Consider the following 21,445-nt stretch of genomic DNA (forward strand, 5'->3'; position numbering starts at 1 on the left):
ACGCTGGTCGGAGGTGCGTAGACCCTGGGGCGCCACGCACGGGGGTCTCGGCTTCTTGGTTGTCAGGCCAGCTCGCCGTACCGCGAGCGCGGCCAGGCCAGCAGCGCGTCGATCTGGACCATCGCCGACTGCTCCAGCAGCAGCACCGGTCCGTCGGCGAAGTGGAACAGCCCGGTCGCCGGGTCGCGCACCTCGTTCCAGGCCCGTTCGGCGTACGCCTGCATAGTGGCCTTGTACGCCGGGTTGTGCGCCACCGAGTCGAGCAGCAGCAGGTTCTTGAAGTAGATCGAGTTGAACCTGGTCGGCTGCAGCCAGAGCCGGTCGTCAGTGCCGTAGAACGCCAGCGACGCCGTGGCCAGCGCCTTCGCGTCGTTCAGGTACTTGCGGTCGTGAGTCGCCTTGTACAGCAGCGTTCCAGCCCCGAGCATGACGCCCTGGTTGTAGCTCCACTGGGTCTTCTCGACATTGCCGGCGAGGTCGATGTGGTCGTAGTACAGACCGTTCGGCGCCAGCATGCACTGCTGCGCCCAGGCGTACATCCGCTTCGCCTCGGTCAGGTACGACTTGTCGCGGGTGAGCAGGTAGAGGTGTGCTCCGAGCTCGGCACCAGGACCGTTGGAGATCGTGTTGCGGTCCTGGCTCCACGGCGCCTGGGTCCAGTAGACGCCGCCCGCACACGGGTGCGTGGGGTCGGTGTCCCAGCCGTGGACGACGAGCGCGAAGATCTCCTTCGCACGGGCGAGCGACGAGCGGTCACCAGTCCGCTGGTAGTGCTGGATCAGGTTCAGGCCGATCCACTCGTTGTCGTCGTAGAACTTGTCTCCACCACCACCGAGCGGCGGACGCACGTAGGAGTCGTAGCCCTTGGGCGTCGTCGTGGCGTTCCAGTACGGCGCGTAGCCGGCCAGCCTGCGCTGCGCCTCCGCTGACGCCTTCCTGCCCGCACCAGGGATGCCGGCCAGGTTCTCCGCAGCGACCGCGGCCTGCGAGTAAGGCCAGACGTAGGAGTACGGGTTGCTCTGCGTGTTCGGATACTCCTCCAGCAGGAGGTTCTGCTGGCCGGTCTCGAAATACTTGGTCAGGGCCTGGTACGACGCGTTCGCGCGAGCCGCTGGGCTAGGCACGTGCGCCGCCCGCATCGAGGTGGCACCGTCGGGCTGCGCTCCGGCCGCACCGGCCGTGGTGGCGTTCAGCGCACCGAGCATGGCGACCGCCAGTACCCCACCGGCGACCTTGGTTGATATACCAAATTTCCTGGGCATCGACTTGCTCCTCCTGGGCGGCTGCGGTTGACATCGATGTCACGTTCTAACCGGCGCAGGGATTCGGCGTCAATGCTTCAGCGTCAGCGGGTTTCCTGATCGCTTGATATATCAAGTGTGCTCGGATCCGGTGCGGTGAAGCCGAACCAGGCCGAGCGAAGGCTGAGCCGGGACCGGAGCTGGTCGCCGGTCATCGCCTTCTTCTTCCCGTTGGTGCCGACCGCCTCGACCCGCAGCACACGACCGCCCCCTGGGCCGACGCCGGTCCGCGTCGTCACCCTGAGACTCCGCAACGGACCGACCCCGAAGGCCGCCTGGACCTGCGAGGTGGGCCGGGTCACCGTCCAGCTCGCGTTGGGGTTCCGGTTGCCCGGGTAGGCGTCCCAGGTGTCCACCTTCTGCACCTGGTACGGGAGATCGCCGGGCGTCGTCGCGCCGCCGTTCGACGAGGAGAACTCGGCGATGATCGGAGAGCTCTTGTAGAGCCGGATCTGGCCGGCGGTCGCCCCGATCGCGTTGTTGGTCGAGGACTCCTCGGAGTCGTAGCCGCCGTACACCTGGCAGAGGATCGTGTCGCACAGGTCGTAGGCTCGGTCCGTCGCCCGCTTCCGGTGGTACACCGCATAGGTGCGCGCGGCAACGGCTTGCGCCTGCAGCGCCGCCGGACGCCAAGTGAACAAGGCTTCCCGCGGTACGACGCCGCGCAGGTAGGCCTCCAGCGACAGCACGTTCACCGTGTCGAGGTGTGCCCCGGCGGTGTCCGTCGCCCGGAGGATGCCGCGGTACCGGACCTGGCTACCGCTCGGCAGGACCAGCGCGGTCAGTCCGACGCCCTCGAACTGCGCCATTCCCCTGAAGGTCCGCCACAGCGTCCAGGTCCGGTTCTTGGTATCGAACGAGCTGACCTTCGTGCCGTGATCGCCACTCGGATCGATCGACCACTGGTTGCGAGTCGATGCCCTGGGCAACGTATAGACCTTGTTCGCCTTGAGATCACGCACCTTCAGACCGGCTACCGTGATCACCCGGACCCCGTCGGTGGTATCCGCGGTCAGCCGAATCCGGACGTTCCCGGTCGCCTTGCCGGTCGCTGTACCGGGGTAGTAGAAGTCGAGGATCTGCTGCACCGACTTCCCGGCGATGGCAGCACCCTGGGCGCCGTACTGCGACATGCCGCGGCCGTGGCCGAAGCCGCGACCGTTGATCGTGGTCATCGCCTCCCCCTGGGGCGGATCGATGTCGTGGGCGACCGCCAGCCCACTCGGCAAGGCGCAGACGACGAGGCTGATGGCTAGGGCGCGTTTCATGTGATGTAGACCTTCCGGGTGCGGAAGCTGTAGGTGAGGCGGCCGTGCTGGTACTTCTGCTGCACCCCGCCGGCGACCTTGAAAGGTTCGGAGACCGGCAGGCCGAGCCGCGACCGGTCGGAGCCGAGAGCCCCGTATTTACGGGAGATCGGGCCGTTCACGGCGTGCATCCCAGTCCGCGGCGACCAGTAGATCGCGCCGGCCTGAAACCGCTGCACGAGGCTGCCGGACGGCCTGCCGTTGCGCTGTTCGGCGGTCGGGAAGCCGAGGATGCCGTCGGGACCGAACCTGCGGAAGTACCAGCGGAAGCCGCCTTGGAGACTGTGCGCGCCACTGGCCGGCGACCAGTAGAGGTCCCTGCTCCCGAAGTACGTCGCGCGGCCCTTCCGGGTCGGATGTTCACCCCAGAAGGGCTGGCCGATCTTGCGATAGCCGCCCAGCTGCAGGGCGAATCGGTAGATCTCGGTGGAGACGCTCCTGCCCATCAACGTGTCGGCCCGCGCCTTCAGCCAGCCGAGTTGCGAGTAGAGGTCGTTGCCCGGGCACGCGGTCGCCTTGGTGTCGCGATGACCGGAGACCGTGTGCAGCTTGCTGCCGTCCAGTACGACGGTCGCCTGCGGCGAGCGGTAGTTCGCGTCGAGCTTCCAGGCGATGATCCGGGCCGTTGCCTCGAGCATCTGACCGGTCGGCCTGGCCTTGTCGAAGTTGCCGATCAGCGAGACGCCGAACGAGTTGCTGTTGAACGACCCCGTGTGCGCGCCGAGCACGGGCAGCTGCATCCCGCCGTACCGGCCTTCGAAGATGCGGCCGAACTTGTCGACCAGGAAGTTGTAGCCGATGTCGCACCAGCCGCGGCTCTTCACGTGGTACGCATAGGTCGCGCGGATCATCGCCGGGACCTGCGCCCGCGTGTAGTTGTTGCGATCGGCGGTGTGGTGCACGAACGCCGCCTGCACAGTGCTGGTGTACTTCGGTCGCGCGCAGGCCGCACCGTTGTGGCTGCGCAGCCGCTCGTCGGCACCCCAGCCGGGCCGGCCGATGATCGCCGGGATCGGGTACGGCGCTCTGGCGCTGGTCTGGGTGGCGGCGACACCGCTCGGCGGCTTCGCGTCGGTGGCGAGCACGCCGGGCTGGATCAGCACCACCTTCGCGTCACTGACCGTCGTACCGTCCTTGGTGGTCAGCGAGGCGTCGATGCCGTTCGCGTCGCCGACCCAGAACGGATCGGTGCCGTCGCGCTCCTGCCCCTCCGGGGACGCCGGGTCCGGGCCATGCTCCTCCTCGACCGGGAGTTGCTCCCAGTCCGACCACACACCGTTGCGCTGGACGCGGATCTTCGCGACGACCTCGCGAGAGTCCGGCCGGGCAGGCCAGGTCACCCCGACCAGGCCGAACGGCTTCGTCGCGGTCGCGGACGTCGTACCGGGGCCCTGCCGCAACGGCAGTTCCTGGTACGACGAATCGGTGGCAGCGGATGCTTCGGGTGCCTGCGGTCGCGTTGCCTGCGAGCTTTGCCATTGGCTCGGAACGAACAGCGCCAGACCGGTCACCGCGATCACCGCGAGTCGGGTAGTTCTCATAAGTCACCCCTGTGCTCGGGCAGCGTGATCGATTATGTGCACAGCGTGACCGGAATCCGTGGCATTGCGCTCACTCTGCGTGGCGAACGGGGTGCGGAGCATTTCGGCCCGATTGGGCTGCCCGGTAGGCTCGACGCATCACCCGTCGAGGAAGGCTGTCATGGAATTCATCCTGCTGATCGCGGTCATTGTGATCGCCGCGCTGGCCTACCGCTCGTACCGGCGTACGAAGCTCGAGACCCAGAAGCGAGACGAGATTTCGTCGGCCGAACTCGAGTCCGTGAAGCGGACCGCCGACGAGGACATCACCAAGTTCGGCGAGGAACTGCAGGACCTCGACCTGGACATGGCCGGCAAGGACCTCGGCGACGGTGCCCGGCAGGACTACCAGCGCGCGCTGGACTCCTACGAGTCGGCCAAGCAGGCGGTCGGCCAGGTCACCCAGGCCGACCAGATCAAGCACGTGATCGAGATCCTCGAAGACGGCCGGTATGCGATGGCCTGTGTCCGCGCCCGGGTCCAGGGCGAACCGCTGCCGCAGCGGCGCCCGTCCTGCTTCTTCAACCCGCAGCACGGCCCGTCCGTCGCGGACGTCACGTGGGCCCCGCCCGGTGGTGCGCCGCGTGAGGTGCCGGCCTGTGCGGCCGACGTCGAGCGGGTCCGGGCCGGTGCCGAGCCGGACGTCCGCAAGGTCATGGTCGGCCCGCAGCGGGTGCCGTACTGGGAGGCCGGACCGGCCTACTCCCCCTACGCGCAAGGCATGTTCGGCGGCCTGGGCGGCGTGATGACCGGCATGTTCGTCGGCACCATGCTGGGCGGCATGTTCTCCGGCGGCGGCTACGGTGACTTCGCCGGAGGCGGGTTCGACGGCGGCGGCTACGACGGTGGTGACGGCGGCGGTGGTGACGGCGGCGGCGACGGCGGTGACTTCGACTTCAGCCAGGACTCCGGTGGCGACATGGGCGGCGGCGACTCCGGCGGCTGGGACTTCGGCGGCGGCGACGGCGGCGGCTTCGACGGCGGCGGCTTCGACTTCTGATCCCCGAGCACCGAGAACTCCCAGGCTTATCGAGCCTGGGAGTTCTTGCGTTCCGGAGCGATGCTTGCAGGCGGCTTGGAGCGCGTGCCGACAGCTAGGAGGACGCCGGCGGTTAGCGACAGCCAGAGATAGGCATTGCCGGCGAGCTGTTGAGGGATGTTCCAGGCCAGTTCGTGGTTGTCGCCCCGCGGCGGCCACCAGATCGGCGCCAGCATGAACAGGCCGAACCAGGCCACCGAGACCGGGGCGGGGTGACGCCGTCCGACGTCGGTTGCTGTTAGCAACGAAATGCCGAGCGGCAGGCACCAGACCCAGTGGTGACTCCACGACACCGGCGAACACAGCAGCCCGATCAGTGCGCAGACCGACACCGAGGCGAGGCGTTCGCCCCGGAACCACAGGACTCTGGTCAGCCAGAGTCCGGCAAGGACCGTCAGCACGACTGCGACCTGCCAGAGGCGACCGCCGCCGGCGAGATCTCCAGTAGCTCTGATCAGGAAGCCGTTCCAGGACTGGTTGCCGGAGTACGCGAGGCCGCCGATCCGGCCTGTGTCGGACACCATGTGGGTCCAGTAGTCCCAGGCCGTCCGAGGTGCCAGCAGGAAGCCGATCAGCATCGTGCCGAGGAAGGCGGCCGAGGCATTGATCAGCGCCCGCCATTGCTTCGTCACGAGCAGCAGACCGAAGAAGACCAACGGGGTCAGCTTGATCCCAGCCGCCAGCCCGATCCAGATTCCCCGAGTCGAGCGCTTCGCCGCGAGTACGTCGTACAGGATGACCGCGCAGAGGATCAGGTTGATCTGGCCGTAGGAGAGAGTTTCGCGCACCGGCTCGAGCAGCATCGATCCGGCGACGACCGCCACCAGGACGGCGGGGTGCGGGCGGCCGAAGTACTTGCGGAGCCCGTCGAGGTGGCTGCGCAGGCTCAGGCGCCAGATCGCGAACAGGGCGACCAGGGAGACGGCGATCGACAGGCCGTACGCGAGCGGCCAGGGCAGAAGGGAGACCGGCACCATCACCAGGCCGCCGAAGAGCGGATAGGTGAACGGCATCGAGATGGACTTCAGTCGCGCCTCGTAGAGCGTCGAAGGGTCCGCGAGAATCGCCGATCCACCGAGGCGGTACACCTTGAGATCCGCACCGGTGTGCGCCCAGACGAACGGCAGCAGCGCACCGACCACGACACATACCCCGGCCGCGAGCACCCAACGCCGCTTCGCCGGATCCCCCAGGATCCCCGTTATCACCGGCCAAGCTTGGCAGGGGAAGGGTGCAGAACGGGGCACTAAGCCGCTGGCATCTTCTGGCCAGACGGCTCGACAACGACCTTGAAGTGACTGACGGCCAGCAGTACGACGGCTGCCAGCGCCGCGATCAGGTAGGCGTTGCCGAGGAGCTGGTCGCCGAAAGCCCAGGTCAGCTCGCGATTGTCGTGATTCGGCGGCCACCAGATCGGCGCCACGGCAAAGAGCCCGAACCACAGCACCCCGACGACGTAGCGCCAGACACCGACGACGACACGCACGAGCGACATGCCGAGGGGCAGCGCCCAGACCCAGTGGTGGCTCCACGAAACCGGTGAGCAGAGCAACCCGACCAGGGCGCAGATCGAGACCGAGGCGAGCCGGTCATCGCGCAGCCACAGCAGCCGGGAGAACCAGAGTCCGCCGAGCACTGTCAGCCCTACCAGCGCGAGCCAGACCAGCCCGCCGCCGTCGAGATCACCGGTCAGCCTGATCAGGAAGGCGTTCCAGGACTGGTTGCTGGAGAACGCGAGCCCGCCGATCCGGGTGGTGTCGGAGACGAGCGAGGTCCAGTACTCCGTGGCCGAGTGCGGCGAGACGACGAAGCCGACCAGGACCGTCACCAGGAAGGATCCCGACGCGTACAGCAGCGCCCTCCACTGGCGGGTGACGACGAGCAACCCGAGGAAGACGAGCGGGGTGAGCTTGACCCCGGCGGCCAGGCCGATCCAGATCCCCCGCCGGGAGTGCTTGAGGTCGAGGACGTCGTACAGGATCAGGGCGCAGAGCATCAGGTTGACCTGGCCGAAGCCGAGCGTCTCGCGAACCGGTTCGAGCAGTAGCGATCCGGCGACCACGGCTAGCAAGACCACCGGCGGCACGCGACCCAATGACAGTCGCCAGACGAAGACCAGGCTGACCACCGTGCCGACGGTCCAGACGGTCACTGCGACCGGCCAGGGCAGCAGAGCGAACGGAACCATGACGACGGCGGCGAACGGTGGATAGGTGAACGGCAGGCCGGCCAGGCGTACGTCGTACAGGCTGGACGCGTCGTCGAGAAGAGCTCGGCCGCCGAGGCGATAGACCTTCAGGTCGACCAGGGAGTGCTGCCAGAGCATCGGCAGAATGATGCTGGCGGCAACACAGATCAGCAGGGCCGCCGCCCACATCAGCTTGGTCCGCACAACAGGGAATCCTGGCACGGTGGGGAGGCCACCGTGCCAGGAGCCTAGGCGTTAGCGGGTGATGGTGATCGGGACGGAGAGTGCAGCCGGAGCCGTGGGCGGACCGAGGAGCAGCTCACCGTGGTACTGCGAACCGGGTGTCATCGCCTTGTTGTAGTCGATGTGCAGGGTGACCGGCGTACCGGCGGCCAGCGGACCGGTCGGCACCCCGCTCACCGTCAGGTCGTTGCCCTGGACGGCGTCGACGTTCAGGGTGAAGGCCGGCGTACCGGCGACCGAGAAGCCATGCACCCAGATCTGGTAGTTCCCGTCCGGCGGGCTGATCAGATCGACCGACTCGTTCGCCGTGCCCGAGGTGGACGAGGCGACGATCTCCGACGACGAGAAGACGCCGTCGTTGTTGGCGTCCCGGACCACGAACAGGTCCAGGTCGTCGCTGTCCAGCGCGGTGCTGACGCTCAACCGGGACGCGTGCGACAGCGTGATGTTCTTCTTCACACTCGCCGTCGACGGGTCGTCGGGGTTGTCCTGATGCGCCGTCTCGGTGGTGGTGCTCGGCTGGCTGAGCCCGAACGCGGCCGCCTTCAGCCCGTCCAGCGGCACGCTCGACTCGAACTTCACGTCGAACCCGCCGGTGTCACCGGTCGCCGTCTGGGTGACCGAGGACGGCGAGACCGACGCGCTGCCGACCTGCACCTTGAACGGGGTGTTGAACTGGTCGCCCTGCCAGCCGACCTGGTGCAGCGCGATCTCCTGGATGCCTTCCTGGGCAGGCGCCGTGACGACATCGGCAGGTCCGCCGGTCGCCGTGTCGAACCGCCAGACACCGTTGCGCACGTTGGTGTTCGGGCTCTTGCCGACCGTGTCGATCGTGTACGGCGCTCCGAAGACCGTGTCGGGCACAACCTGGAAGTGGTTCTCCGAGCGGCCCATGATCAAGGTGTCCAGATCAGTGGCCGGTGCGGTGCCCTGCCACGTGGTGTTGGTGAGCAGCTTGGTGCCCTCGGCCGGCGTCTTCGGCACGTCCAGGTAGAAGAAGCGCCAGTCGCCGGACTCGGCCCGCCAGCCCCAGTCGTTCGCGCCGAACACCGACCCGTTGTTGTAGGTCAGGTTCCGCTGTGCCTTCGCGACGTCGTCACCACCGAAGGTGGTCGCGCCGGTGATCTTGCCGGTCGCGTCCTGGGTTGCCTTGGCGGCCACCGCGATGGAGACCGGCACGACCATCGAGTCACTGCCGCGCTTCAGCACGACGGCAGTGGAGTACATCCCGTACGGCGTGTTCGCGGGCACCTTGATCGAAGCCGTGAACGAACCGCCCTTGGTGGTCTTCGAGGTGGTGATCCACTTGAAGTCACTGTTCTTGTACCAGTCGATCGAGATCTTGAAGTTGGTCTTCGGGATCGACGCGTTCTTGGTCGAGTGCTGCAGACCGAGGAAAAGACCGTCGGCCATCCTGCTGGCCGGGTCACCGACCCAGGACTGCAGGGCGTTCGAGCCGGCCCGGTGGTACATGAACCGGGAGTACTCGCCCTGCTGCATCTCCGACTTCGCGAAGTCGAGGTCGAGGAAGCCGTCGATGTTCGAGCTGGTGGTCTTGTCGGTGTGGTTGACCACGCCGTTGTGGTTGGTGTCCTTCCACAACTTGCCGTCGTGGTTCACGTCGGTCCAGTTGTAGGTGAGCAACCGCCACGCCTGGTCCTCGGTGAGGTTGTTGTCGCCGTCGAACTGCGACCGCGGGTACTCCAGCTTCACCACCATCAGGTCGGCATCCTTGTGTTTCTTGACCTTGCTGGTGAGATCGATCAGGTAGTCGGGTGCGTTGAAGTTCCCGGTGCTCTCCTTGGCGAGATCCTGGCTGGTGAAGTCGAACGTGTCGTTCGCCGTACGGACCAGCTGCCGGTCGCTGACGTCCCACACACCGGGCCCGTTGACCTTGAACATCTGGGTGTCCGTGCCGCCGGGTGAGATCACGTTCGCGAAGACCGGGTACTCCGTACCGCGGTAGTCGCCGACCCGCCACTGCGACGGCGAGACGCTGGCCCGTACGCCGACCGCGCTGCGGACCGCCTTGCCGACGTCGATCGAGCCGGAGCCCTGGACGTTCGAGTCGTAGCCGAGATCCTTCGCGGACGACTTCAGCAGGTCCTTGGCGGTCGAGTAGAACCCTGCCGGGACGGTCCCGCCGTGCGCCTTCTTGTACGCCTGGTAGACGAGCGCGGTCGCACCGGCGGCAACCGGCGTACTACGGCTCGTGCCGCCCCAGGTCGTCCATGCGTTCCGGCCGTCCAGCACGGTGTTGAGCGTGGCGTCGCCTGGTGCATAGGCGCCGTCGGCAACGACATCCACTCCGTTGGTGGCGTTCGCACCGAAGCCCCGGTTCGACCAGACCATCACGTCGTTGTCGGTGATCTGCTTGGTCCGGACGATCGAGTCCCAGCCGGTGCCGCCGAACTGGGTGGACGCGCCGACCTCGATGCCCGCGGTCGGTGCGGCCGAGCCCGTCGTACCGAAGCCCGGGGCGCCGTTGCCGGTGGAGAACAGCGGCGTCGTACTGCGGCCCGCGTGGATCACGTCGGCTTCCTGGCTCGCCGCATCCCAGCCGTCGTTGTCGACGTTGGACTGGCCGTAGGAGTTCGAGGTGACGTCGACGCCCTGGCGGGTGGAGAGCAGGTAGCCGAACTGAGTGGAGAAGGCGAAGCCGAGGTAGATGTCACCGAAGGGCGCGAGCTTGGCATTCGGGGCTCCACCAAGGACGGCGCCGGGGTACTGACCGCCCGGAACATCCTTGAAATTGGGCAGTTTTCCGTTGCTGACCGCCTGGCCGACGACGTTCGACGCCGTCAGTGTGCCGTGGCCCTCGATCGACGGGTCGAAGTCACCGGTCCAGGCGACCAGCTCGCCCGGGCCGAACGAGGTGTCGTTGACGCCGAACGCGTCCAGGCCGCCGGGGATCGGGGTGGCGCCGTCCGACACGTAGTACAGGAGGCCGCCGGACATGTCGGTGTAGCCGTCGCCGTTCATGTCGCGGTACGACGCGGGCGAGGCCTTGGTGACCGGCTTCTCGTCGGCGAACGAGTAGTCGTTGTCGAGGTCGACGTAGATCGTGTCGTACACGCCCGCGGTGTGCGGGTCGGTGACGAGGAACGCCGGGCGCTCGCCGTACAGCTGCAACAGGTGGTCGTCCGGGTGGCTGCCGAGGCGCACCTTGCCAGACTTGCTCCACGCCGCCGGGAAGCTGTAGGTGTGGTCGTTCGTGCCGGCCGGTGCGGAGAAGTTCCGCGACGGGCCGGTCTTGGTGGCGAAGTCGGCCGAGCAGGTGTCGCCGGACTTCGTGCAGTCGGCGGCGGTGGTCTTCACGTACCAGGACAGACCGTCGTCGATCTGGCTCGGCGCGGACAGCCACTGCAGGGTGCCGAACGGGTCGAACGCCTTCGGCCAGCCGTTCCAGCCGGCCTTCGCGCCGGTCTGGCCGGACCAGGTCTGCCAGGTGTTCAGCAGGTCCGGGTGGCCGAAGTCGGTGCCACCGTCGAGTACGCCGACCGTCACGCCGGTGCCGGTGAAGCCCGCGTTCCAGGCGCCGGTGAAGTCGTGCGTCTTCGCGTCCAGCGCGTTCAGGTGCTTCATCTTGTCGAAGTTGGATCCGCGCAACGGCGGCGCCTCGTCGTACGGGACCTCGGCCGCCTTCACGCGCTTGATCGCGGCCTGCTGCTCGGCCTTCGTCGGCGCCTGGTGCAGCTGCGGATCCGGGTCACCGGTGGGCTGACCCGTTTTGGTCAGCTCGACCGGCTGGACCGAGATGACGCCCGCGGTGGTCGCGAGCTTCGGGAGCGCCTGTACGCCGATGGTGCCGATCACGATGCCGGTGTCGCCGGACTGCGCGGTCTTCGGGTTGTCGAGCAGCGCGCGGGCCTTCCCGGCGTCGCCCTTCACCGTGGCGAAGACGGCGACCTGCTGGGTGTCGCCCTTCTTGACCCGCGTCTCCAGCTTCGGATCCAGCTTGGCCTTCGCACCATCGGTCGCTGTCTCGATCTGTTGCGCCACCACCGGCGTCGGCGGTGGACCCGCCGCAGTCGACGCTTGCACCGGCAACGGTGCCGCGGTAAGCGGCACGGCAAGCAAGGTGGTCAAGGCAACGAACGCAGATCCGTACGACAGCCGTCGTCTCATCAAGTCCCCTCCGGCAAGTAGCGGCCCCCCGACCACCGCACGATGAACTCCCCGGAGCGTAAGACGACCAACCAACCGCACGGAAGCGGTTCAGCCGATGGGTTTACCGACCCTGTCCACTTGGTTGCCGCAGACAACGATCACACTCCGTGGCCGGCCATCCCGCCGCCTCATACCCACTCCGGAAATTTCGCCGTCACCCCGCGAAACACCCCCACCCCTGCTTCGACTACGCCATGTATCCACCCACCCCGATGCGTGAACGCATGTTTACCCCTGCATTTCCACCACCCCTGATCCGCCTGCCACCAGCCTCGGGCAAGCACCTTCCCTAAACCCCCGCCGAGTAGCCGCTGGAGAACGAGAAGACGACCCGGCTCAAGCTTTCACCCGCCCGGGAAGCGGACCCCCAGCGCCCGGAAGCGGACCGCCAGGCCATCAGTACTCGCCCCAGTCTCGCCACCTCGCCACCACGCCACCTCGCCACCTCGCCACCGACCACGCTCAACCACCGCCTCCACCGGCTCCCCACCGCCCCGACTGATGCCCTGGCGGTCCGGCCGAGGGCAACCCGCCCAACTCGCCGATGCGTACGGGCTCGCCCCGCCCGTCCTCTCCGCTCCCCGGCTCTCCACACTCACCCGGCTCGCCCCCGACGAACGCCGCGCGACCTACCGCCTCGACTGACCGGCCCCGCTCGACCTACCGGCTCGACTCGCCGTATTTCCGCCAAAAAATCCGCGAGTCGAGCCGGTAGGTGACGGCGACGCCGCGAGTCGAGCCGGTAGGTGACGGCGACGCCGCGAGTCGAGCCGGTAGGTGGCGGCGACGCCGCGAGTCGAGACGGTAGGTGAGATCTCGGGCGGCGAGTGGAGCCGGGTAGTGGGCAGCCCTAGCCCTGGACCAACTCGACTAGTTTTCGTTGTTGGGTCAGGAGCGGAGGTGGAGGCGGCGGGCGGCTTCGGCGATGGAGCCGGAGACGGAGGGGTAGATGGTGAAGGACTGGGCCAGCTGGTCGACGGTGAGGCGGGCGCCGACGGCCAGGGAGATGGGGTGGATGAGCTCGCTGGCGCGCGGGGCGACCACGACGCCGCCGACGATGATGCCGGTGTTGGGCAGGCAGAAGAGCTTGATGAAGCCGTCGCGGACGCCCTGCATCTTGGCGCGGGCGTTGTCGGCGAGGGGGACCTTGACGACCATCGCCGTACTGCCACCCGCGTCCAGGGTGGCCTGGGTGAGGCCGACGGTGGCGATCTCGGGGGCGGTGAAGACGTTCGAGGAGATCGCCGCCTGGTTCAGCGGGGCGACCGCGTCGCCGAGCGCGTGCGACATCGCGATCCGGCCCTGCATCGCCGCCACCGAGGCCAGCATCACGACGCCGGTACAGTCACCGGCCGCGTAGACCCCACGGGCCGACGTCCGGGAGACCCGGTCGACGGTGATGAAGCCGCCGTCACCGAGCGACACGCCCGACTCGACGAGGCCCATGTCCTCGGTGTTCGGCAGCGATCCGACGGCCAGCAGCGCGTGCGACCCCTCGACGGTCCGGCCGTCGGTGAGCGTCACCACCACCCCGTCGCCCTGCCGCCGGACGGATTCGGCCCGGGACTTGCCCAGCACGGTCATCCCGCGGCGCTTGAAGACGTCCTCGAGCACCTCGGCGGCGTCCTGGTCCTCACCGGGCAGCACCCGGTCCCGCGACGACACCAGCACCACGTCGCTGCCGAGCGCGTCGTACGCGCTGGCGAACTCGGCACCGGTGACACCTGACCCGACAACGATCAGCCGCTCGGGCAGCTCTGCCAGCTCGTAGACCTGCTCCCAGGTCAGGATCCGCTCGCCGTCCGGCTCGGATCCCTTGAGGATGCGCGGCCTTGCGCCGGTGGCGATCAGGACCACATCGGCCTCCAGTCGCTCGTCCCCGACCACGACCGTCTCCGGGCCGTCCAGCCGGCCGCGACCGTGGATCACCCGGACCTTGTCGTCGGCGAGCCTCCGGGTGATTCCGAGTGACTGAGCCTCCGCGAGCGCCTTGACCCGCTGGTTGACCACCGAGAGGTCGACCCGCACGGAGTTCGCGGGATCGTCGTCCCCGTCATCCAGGCGTACGCCGAGCTGGCCGGCCTCCTGGACCTCCGTCATCACCTCCGCGGTGGCGATCAGCGTCTTGCTCGGGACGCAGTCCGTGAGCACGCACGACCCGCCGATCCCGTCGGAGTCGACGACTGTCACCTCCGCCCCTAATTGGGCGGCCGCACTCGCCGCTTCGTACCCGCCAGGACCGCCACCGATGATCACAACTCGCGCCACGAGACGCCATTCTTCCGTATCCTGTTTTCCCGTGACCCTGTACGCCGCTTTTGCGTCGAATCTGGACCCGAATCTGATGGCCGAGCGGTGCCCGTTCTCGCCCCTGCGCGGGACCGGGTGGATCGTCGGCTGGCGCCTCACGTTCGGGGGCGAGGAGCTCGGCTGGGAGGGCTCGATGGCGACCGTCGTCGAGGATCCGGCCGACCCGACCAACCAGGTCTTCGTCGCCCTGTACGACGTCAGCCCGCAGGACGTGGAGCGGCTGGACGAGTGGGAGTGGATCGACCAGGGGGTCTACCGCAAGATCCAGGTCCGGGTGCAGACCCTGGACGGCGAGCAGCTGGCCTGGATGTACGTCCTGAACGCCTACGAGGGCGGCCTCCCGTCGGCGCGCTACCTCGGCATCCTCGCCGAGGCCGCCGAAGCCGCCGGCGCCCCCGACGACTACGTAGCCGACCTCCGCGCCCGCCCCTGCCAGTCCTCAGGCCATTAGTCGTCCGATCATCGGTCCGTTGTTCCCCGGCGTGTCGGCGTTCATCGGTCCCAAGTTGCATTCCTTGCGGCGGCGCAGCGGGGGATATCGTGCGGTGGTGACCGTCACTGATGATGTTCGTACCGCCGCCGAAGCCTGGTTGAGCCAAGACCCCGACCCTGACACGCGGGCCGAACTGCAGGACCTGCTGTCCGCCGGTGCCGGGGATGAGCTGGCCGACCGGTTCAGCGGGACGTTGGAGTTCGGTACGGCGGGGTTGCGGGGTGCCGTCGGCGCCGGGCCGAACCGGATGAACCGCGTCGTCGTGATCCGCGCCGCCGCCGGACTCTGCGCCTATTTGAAGGCTCAAGGACTCACCGACGGTCCCGTCCTGATCGGGTACGACGCCCGGCACAAGTCGGACATCTTCGCGCAGGACACGGCCGCCGTCGTCCGCGGCGCCGGGCTGGATGCGGTACTGCTCGACCGGCCCACGCCGACCCCCGTCGTCGCGTTCGGGATCCGGCATCTGAACGCCGTCGCCGGTGTCGTCGTCACCGCGTCGCACAACCCGCCGCAGGACAACGGGTACAAGGTCTATCTCGGCGACGGCTCGCAGATCGTGCCGCCCGCCGACTCCGGCATCGCCACCGCCATCGCGGCCGTGGGTCCGCTGGCTGAGGTACCTCGAGGCGACGACTGGCAGACGGCCGGGGACGACCTGCTGGGCGCTTATCTGGATCGCATCGCGACCCTGGTCCCCGCGGAGGCTCCGCGCGACCTGGAGGTGGCCTACACGCCGTTGCACGGGGTCGGGCGGGCGCTGGTCGAGCAGGCGGTGGCGCGGGCGGGATTCGCCGTACCGGCTGTGGTTGCTTCGCAGGCGGATCCGGATCCGGACTTCCCGACCGTGTCGTTCCCGAATCCGGAGGAGCCGGGAGCGATCGACGCGGCGCTGGAGCTGGCCCGGAGCGTCGGGGCCGACATCGCGGTGGCCAACGATCCCGACGCGGATCGCTGCGCTGTCGCCGTACCGGATCCCGCTGCTGATGGTGGCTGGCGGATGCTGCGCGGCGATGAACTCGGGTCGTTGCTCGGGGAATTCCTGCTGTCGTCGAAGCCGGCCGGGGTCGCCGCCTGCTCGATCGTCTCGTCGTCGCTGCTGAGCAAGATCGCCACGGCGTACGGCGTACCGTTCGTCGACACGCTCACCGGATTCAAGTGGATCGGGCGGGTGCCGGAGCTCGTCTTCGGCTACGAGGAGGCACTCGGGTACTGCGTGGATCCGGCAGCCGTGAAGGACAAGGACGGCATCTCGACGCTGATCCGCGTTCTGCAATTCGCTGCCCAGGCGAAGTCCGAGGGTCGCACGTTGCTGGACCTGCTGGACGATCTCGCCAAGAAGTACGGCCTGCACGCGACGGACCAGCTCTCCGCGCGCGTCGAGGATCTGAGCCTCATCTCAGCCGCGATGAACCGCCTCCGCGCAACTCCCCCGACCCTCCTCGGCGGCCACACCGTCGAAGGCATCGACGACCTGAACGAAGGCACCGAGGTGCTTCCCCCGACCGACGGCCTCCGCTACACCTTGTCGGCCGGTGCCCGAGTAGTAGTCCGCCCCTCAGGCACAGAGCCCAAACTCAAGTGCTACCTAGAGGTAGTCATCCCGGTTGAAGGCGATGACGTCGTAGCAGCCCGCGCACAGGCCGCAGCAGAACTGTCGGCCATCAAGCGCGACCTGGCGACAGCCGCAGGCATCTAGAAAAGCGTGAAGGGCCTCTGACCCAGAGGCCCTTCACGCAAGTCTGTTGGTCAGCGAACTGCTGCGGCTGCTTCTGCCTGCTCGGCGCGCAGGGAGCTTTGCAAGGAGGAGTGCAGGATGCGGAGGGTGCTGGCGGACTGCATCAGCGCCTCGCGTTCGTCGGAGTTGCGGTTCGCGAGGTTGGTGATCTCGTTGATGCTCGCCTCGATCCGCCCGATCCGGTCCGCGACCGTGCCCTCGCCGCTGCTCGCCCGCCGGACCGCCTCGGAGGTGATCGTCCAGACGTCCTCCCGGTCGTTGGTCCGCCGGGACAGGTCGACCATCTGGCCGAGCGCGGCCAGATCGCTGTCCACCTGGTTCCGCTCCAGCGGTTTGGTCAGTCCTGCGGTGGCCTTGCGCAGCCGGGTGACATGCCCGGACAGCTCGGACCAGCTGCAGGTACCACTCTTGATCTTGTCCAGCACCCGGGTGTACTCGGTGTTGAACTCGTCGTAGTTCACGATCCCTTGACTCCTGCCGTTCGTCGTTCGACACAAGACTGTAAGGCGTGCGGACCCGAAACACGGTAACCACACGATCGCAGATCGTGTACGTGTCGGCAAAACGCACGTGCTGGACAAGCACGCACGGTGCTGTTCAAGCACGCGAAGGCGCCCGGAATGCAGAACGCATTCCGGGCGCCTCGGGTTACACGGCCGGCCGAGGTTGCGGTGCAGTGTTACCGAACTGCATCAACGACCAACGACAAGGGAAGGAAAACGAGCGGGTGGGCAAGTTCACCTTCCGGTCGGATCAGGAGATCCGGGTCGCCGGTGCGGCCCAGGTCTGGCAGCTGCCGGCGTGCTGGCCGTGGCCGTCACCGTTGAAGCCGGCCATCGACCAGAAGTTGTGGTTGGTCCACGAGCCGTGGTCGCGCGGGTAGCCCGGCATGTCGCCGGAGTGCGACACGACGTACCGCCACTGGTCGTACAGACCGCCCGACATCGGGTAGGCCTTCTTGTTCGCGCCGATGTACGCCGAGCCGAGGCAGGACGCCTGCAGCTCCCGGCGACGGCTCTCGGCCAGCGCCGCGTCACCGGTCATGTGCTGCTGCCGCCACCACGACGCGGTCAGGATGCTCGACATCGACTGCACGTGGTGCCCGTACTCGTGCGCGATCGTGTTGGTCGCGTACGCAACGGCGAACGTCGGGTTCTGCGCGTAGTAGTTGACGATCTGGCGCCACGGGATGTAGATCGTGCCGTTCCCGTAGGAGCAGTAGAACGAGTTGTTCGTGACCGAGCCACACTTGGAGTTGACCGTCGTGTAGCCGTGCACGACCAGGGCCGGCTTGACGTCCCAGCGACCGCCGGAACGCCAGAGGATCGGCTTCCAGGCGGCGTACAGGCAGCGGACGAGTTCCTGCTCGAAGTACCGCACCCGGTACTCGGTGTTCAGCAGGACGTTCGGCCGCTTGCAGCCGGACGCCGGGATGTACGGCGTCTTGTAGAGCTTGTTGTTGACGACGGCGGCGCGCGAGTTGGTCGCGTTCCAGCCGGACGCCGTGGCTTCGATGCTGCGCGTCGCCAGCGGCGGCAGGACGACCTGCCCCTGACCGGGGATGGGCTGCTCGGTCGCGGCAGCCGGGGCGGCCTGCGCGTTCGGGACGGCAAGGGCCGCGCAACCGGCCATGGCAAGCACGCCTACCAGCCCGCGCAGCTTCTTGCTGGAGAGGTTGTACATACGCTCCACTCTCGAGTACTTGGGGGACTTACGGGCCCCATCTTGGATCACCGAAAGGTTCACCGGCGACGGACAGGGTCTCGGACGCAGTTCTTCACACCCAAGTTCCCCTCAGTTCGGAAGTTTGCCGCCGAGGAATCCGAGCTGCTCCGGCAGCATGCGCCGCCAATACCCGGCGGTATGGATCCCTGCTTCCAATCCACCCTCAGCCGGTACTTCGGAACGCAGGTCCCGGGTCGCACCGGCGAACGGATCGTCACGACCGCAGTCGATACGCACCGCGATGTCTTTCAGGTCGGCCGCCCGGCCGAAGAGCTGATGCGCCGCGAAGTCGTCGGCACCGTCGTACGAACCGGGTGTGGTGTCGTCGACGTGATGCCAGAGGGCCGGGCTCATCGCTGCGACCGCGGCTACCTGGGGTGCTTTGACGTCAGCGGCGAGCAGGAGGCCGCCGTACCCGCCCATGGACCAGCCGAGCACGCCGTACCGGCTTGTCTTGAGGCCGCGTTTCGTCAACAGGGGAAGGAATTCCTCGGTCAGCATGCGGTGCGGATCGTCTCCGGTCGCGCGGCGGTGCCAGTAGTTGTCAGGTCCGCCGTCGACGGTGGCGAGTGCGAACGGTCGGGTGCCGGCGGACACCGCGGCGGCGAGGTAGCGGTCGATGCCGAGGTCGTTGATCGCCGAGGTGTGGTCACCTCCTCGGCCGTGCAGGACGAGCACGACCGGCAACCGGGCGGCCGGCGAGCCCGGTGGATAGATGACCGACCAGCCGACCGTCGTACGGCGTGCTGCCGACGCGAAGGTACCGGAGACGACCGGGCCGGGCTCGACGTCGGGGACGACACCGTCGTCGCCGGTCAGACCGAGTACGCCGTGCACCCGCGCGCGGCCGGGGATCACGCCGGTCTCGACCAGACCCGCTGCTCCCGCGACCGCGCCGACGGCTGCCGTGATCAGGAAGGTGCGACGGGAGGTCAGCGGAACAGCCCGCCGATGACGGCTACCAAGGCGAAGACGGCGATGATCGAGAGTTCGGGATAGGCCCAGGTGGTGACGACTTCACCTTCGGCGGTGGGCCCGTACTGCTCCTGGTGGCTCTCGATCCGGGCCACCACGAAGTCGGCGCGGGAGATCGAGCTGTCGTCGCGGAGCTTGCGGCCGCCGACGCGTTGTTTGCGCATGTCGCGCATCACCAGCTGAACGCCGGGGCAGCGGATCTTGCCGCGTTCGGTGTGCACCCGGAGGATGTCGGTCACGTCGACGTCGGTGACCTTGTTCCACGGGATCCGGTGGTCGCGCAGGTGATTGCGGATCAGCAGGCCGTCCGGGCGCAGGTTGACCGACGGGCGCACCAGCCCGGCGTACGCGAGCACCATCAGGATCCCGATCACTCCCGCGACCATCAACCCACCCGCGGTCCGCCACTCCAGCACGATGTCGAGCAGCCCGAGGACCCCGATCACCATGACCACCACTCCGGTGATCCGATTGGACGTCGACAGATACTGCTCCTGCTCACGCTCCTTGGCCTTCACCGGGACAAGGTAACTCGCGCGGGAACAACGTCAAGTGGTCAGGTCGAGACCGAAGAGCCGCTGGGCGTTGTGGAGGGATTCGTTGACCGCGGCCAGGGCGTGGGTGCGCATTTCGGTTTCGTACTGCGGGAGCGAGTCGCCGGCGAGCGCCTCGGTCAGGCGGGCCGCGTCCCAGAGGGCCGTGTTGGCGCCCGCACCGGCGGACGGAAGCATCGGATGGACGGCGTCGCCGAGGAGGGTGACTCGGCCGGTCTCCCAGGACGCCACCTGGATGCAGGTTCGTAGGGTGATCGGGAAGGCGGCGGTGGGGTCGGCCGCGTTGATCAGGTCGGTGATGGTCGGGTGCCAGTCGGTGACGTTATGGGCGACTACCTTCCAGAGGTCCTCGGCCGACATGGCAAGCAGTTCTTCGTCCGGGTGGCCTAGTTGGTCTTGGGTGCCGGTCATGACTGCCATCAGGTAGTCGCCGTATTCCTCGGGCGGTGTGCGGAACAGCACTGGGGCGAAGGCTGCTCCTGGGCCGTCGCCGCCTGCGATGAAGCAGAAGCCGCGGAGGAAGTCAGGAGGGACCTGCAGCCCAGGAGTCAGCGGGATCTTGCCGTAGAGGCAGCGGATTCCGCTGTCGATCACCTCGAAGTCGGGCACGAGCTGCGCCCGGACCCGCGACCTGACCCCGTCGGCACCAACCAGTACGTCGGCTGTCTCGGTGCTGCCGTCGTCGAAGTGGATCTCGACCCGGCCCGCCTTCTCGGCGTACGACGTGAACTGTTTGCCGAAGACGAGCACGTCGTCGAGGCCGGTGATCAGCGCCCGGCGGAACGCGTAGCGGTCGATCGCGCTGACCGTCGCCGGGCCGGCGCCTGGGTAGAGCTGCTCGAAGGTCTTCGTCAGCGAGCTGTCGAACCCGGCGACCAGGTCGCCGGGATGCGTCGCGGTCTCGATCACCCGGCGCCGCACCTCGGCCGGCAACACCGCGGCGAGCGCCGATTCCCCCACCGGACTGATGTGGATCCGGTACCCCTGCTTACGGAACCGCGCGGACGGGTCGCGCTCGAAGAGCCGCACCCCGACCCCTGCCTGCCGCAGCCCGTGCGCCAGCGCCAGCCCACCGATCCCGGCCCCGATGATCGCTACCTGCATGATCCACTCACCCCTTAGTCATCCATTTGGATGATTAAGTTAGCACGATGATTGACAAATTCGCTAGAGTGATCGCATGCACAGATCGCCAGGGCCGGCCGAGCGTCAGCGCGACGCGGAGCGCAGCAAGCAGCAACTGCTCGACGCGGCGGTGATCGAGTTCGCCGCGCACGGCTTCGGCGGCGCGCGGGTGAGCGAGATCGCGACCCGGGCCGGCGTCAACAAACAGCTGATCTCGTACTACTTCGGCGGCAAACTCGGCCTCTACCAAGCCGTCAGCGACCGCTGGCGCAGCGGCGAGGAATCCATCACCGAGGGTGCGACCACTCTGCCGGAGGTGGTAGCGGCGTATGCCCGGGCCGCCCTCGCCGAACCGGACCTGGCCCGCCTCCTGATCCGCCAAGGCGTCGACCAGGAAGCAGCAGAGGCCGACCGCGAGTCCCAGCAGATCCGCTTCCAGGCGATGCTCAGCGATTTCCGGACCCGCCAAGAACAAGGCGAACTGGCGGGCGATCTCGACCCGGCGTACATGGGCCTTGCGTTGTTCGCCCTCTCGGCCGCTCCCGTCACCTTCCCGCAGATCGCTCAAGCCCTCGGGCTCAACACCACCGACCCCGCATTCGCCACCAACTACGCGACGCAGATCGCCCGCTTGGTCGCTCACCTAGGCTCTTCCGCCGCGACGAAAGATGGCGGGAAACCGCAGTAGACTGCGGTG

At 67.7% G+C, this 21,445-nt stretch carries 17 protein-coding genes; 5 read left to right on the top strand and 12 right to left on the bottom strand.

What is annotated here, in order from left to right:
• Positions 1-62 precede the first annotated feature (62 nt).
• From ABZ004_RS23495 to ABZ004_RS23505, 3 genes are all read right to left on the bottom strand, one after another.
• A complete protein-coding gene (locus ABZ004_RS23495; RefSeq protein WP_355682731.1) occupies positions 63-1,262 on the bottom strand; it encodes a glycoside hydrolase family 76 protein in 1,200 nt (399 codons plus the stop codon).
• 83 nt (positions 1,263-1,345) lie between these two features.
• Positions 1,346-2,569 (bottom strand): SpoIID/LytB domain-containing protein, encoded by a 1,224-nt coding sequence (locus ABZ004_RS23500; RefSeq protein WP_355682733.1) that lies wholly within the window; start codon positions 2,567-2,569, stop codon positions 1,346-1,348.
• Positions 2,566-4,149: an N-acetylmuramoyl-L-alanine amidase gene (locus tag ABZ004_RS23505; protein WP_355682735.1), complete on the bottom strand. Its 1,584-nt coding sequence runs from the start codon at positions 4,147-4,149 to the stop codon at positions 2,566-2,568. The genes ABZ004_RS23500 and ABZ004_RS23505 overlap by 4 nt, the downstream gene beginning before the upstream one ends.
• Positions 4,150-4,309: 160 nt before the next feature.
• On the opposite strand from ABZ004_RS23505, the gene ABZ004_RS23510 reads away from it, so the two are divergent.
• A complete protein-coding gene (locus ABZ004_RS23510; RefSeq protein WP_355682737.1) occupies positions 4,310-5,188 on the top strand; it encodes a hypothetical protein in 879 nt (292 codons plus the stop codon).
• 26 nt (positions 5,189-5,214) lie between these two features.
• Here ABZ004_RS23510 and ABZ004_RS23515 read toward each other — a convergent pair whose 3' ends face one another.
• Genes ABZ004_RS23515 through ABZ004_RS23525 form a run of 3 tightly spaced genes read right to left on the bottom strand, consistent with a single transcriptional unit; the run spans position 5,215 to position 11,786 of the window.
• Positions 5,215-6,435 (bottom strand): glycosyltransferase 87 family protein, encoded by a 1,221-nt coding sequence (locus ABZ004_RS23515; RefSeq protein WP_355682739.1) that lies wholly within the window; start codon positions 6,433-6,435, stop codon positions 5,215-5,217.
• 38 nt (positions 6,436-6,473) lie between these two features.
• Complete coding sequence (locus ABZ004_RS23520; RefSeq protein ID WP_355682741.1) at positions 6,474-7,619, bottom strand: glycosyltransferase 87 family protein; 1,146 nt, start codon at positions 7,617-7,619, stop codon at positions 6,474-6,476.
• Positions 7,620-7,670: 51 nt separating this feature from the next.
• A complete protein-coding gene (locus ABZ004_RS23525) occupies positions 7,671-11,786 on the bottom strand; it encodes a S8 family serine peptidase (RefSeq protein WP_355682743.1) in 4,116 nt (1,371 codons plus the stop codon).
• A gap of 543 nt (positions 11,787-12,329) precedes the next feature.
• On the opposite strand from ABZ004_RS23525, the gene ABZ004_RS23530 reads away from it, so the two are divergent.
• On the top strand, positions 12,330-12,473 hold the full coding sequence (locus tag ABZ004_RS23530) for a hypothetical protein (RefSeq protein ID WP_355682745.1): 144 nt from the start codon (positions 12,330-12,332) through the stop codon (positions 12,471-12,473).
• 243 nt (positions 12,474-12,716) lie between these two features.
• On the opposite strand, the gene ABZ004_RS23535 is transcribed toward ABZ004_RS23530, so the two are convergent.
• A complete protein-coding gene (locus ABZ004_RS23535) occupies positions 12,717-14,096 on the bottom strand; it encodes an NAD(P)H-quinone dehydrogenase (RefSeq protein ID WP_355682747.1) in 1,380 nt (459 codons plus the stop codon).
• A gap of 31 nt (positions 14,097-14,127) precedes the next feature.
• Between ABZ004_RS23535 and ABZ004_RS23540 the strand changes: the two genes are divergently transcribed.
• Positions 14,128-14,589, top strand: coding sequence for a gamma-glutamylcyclotransferase (locus ABZ004_RS23540; RefSeq protein WP_355682749.1), 462 nt, complete (start codon positions 14,128-14,130; stop codon positions 14,587-14,589).
• A gap of 94 nt (positions 14,590-14,683) precedes the next feature.
• Positions 14,684-16,330: a phospho-sugar mutase gene (locus ABZ004_RS23545; protein ID WP_355682751.1), complete on the top strand. Its 1,647-nt coding sequence runs from the start codon at positions 14,684-14,686 to the stop codon at positions 16,328-16,330.
• A 50-nt stretch (positions 16,331-16,380) separates the two neighbouring features.
• Here the strand turns inward: ABZ004_RS23545 and ABZ004_RS23550 are convergent, their stop codons facing one another.
• From ABZ004_RS23550 to ABZ004_RS23570, 5 genes are all read right to left on the bottom strand, one after another.
• Complete coding sequence (locus ABZ004_RS23550) at positions 16,381-16,830, bottom strand: hypothetical protein (RefSeq protein WP_355682753.1); 450 nt, start codon at positions 16,828-16,830, stop codon at positions 16,381-16,383.
• Between the two features lie 292 nt (positions 16,831-17,122).
• Positions 17,123-18,052, bottom strand: coding sequence for a neutral zinc metallopeptidase (locus tag ABZ004_RS23555; protein ID WP_355682755.1), 930 nt, complete (start codon positions 18,050-18,052; stop codon positions 17,123-17,125).
• A 111-nt stretch (positions 18,053-18,163) separates the two neighbouring features.
• Positions 18,164-18,952: an alpha/beta hydrolase-fold protein gene (locus ABZ004_RS23560; RefSeq protein ID WP_355682757.1), complete on the bottom strand. Its 789-nt coding sequence runs from the start codon at positions 18,950-18,952 to the stop codon at positions 18,164-18,166.
• A 74-nt stretch (positions 18,953-19,026) separates the two neighbouring features.
• The gene (locus tag ABZ004_RS23565) at positions 19,027-19,587 is read right to left on the bottom strand and encodes a PH domain-containing protein (RefSeq protein ID WP_355682759.1); all 561 of its coding nucleotides are present in this window, start codon (positions 19,585-19,587) and stop codon (positions 19,027-19,029) included.
• Between the two features lie 30 nt (positions 19,588-19,617).
• A complete protein-coding gene (locus tag ABZ004_RS23570; protein WP_355682760.1) occupies positions 19,618-20,727 on the bottom strand; it encodes an NAD(P)/FAD-dependent oxidoreductase in 1,110 nt (369 codons plus the stop codon).
• A gap of 76 nt (positions 20,728-20,803) precedes the next feature.
• On the opposite strand from ABZ004_RS23570, the gene ABZ004_RS23575 reads away from it, so the two are divergent.
• Positions 20,804-21,436, top strand: a complete 633-nt coding sequence (locus tag ABZ004_RS23575; RefSeq protein ID WP_355682762.1) for a TetR family transcriptional regulator — start codon at positions 20,804-20,806, stop codon at positions 21,434-21,436.
• Positions 21,437-21,445 lie beyond the last annotated feature (9 nt).

The organism is Kribbella sp. NPDC006257, from assembly GCF_040613535.1.
Lineage (GTDB): Bacteria > Actinomycetota > Actinomycetes > Propionibacteriales > Kribbellaceae > Kribbella.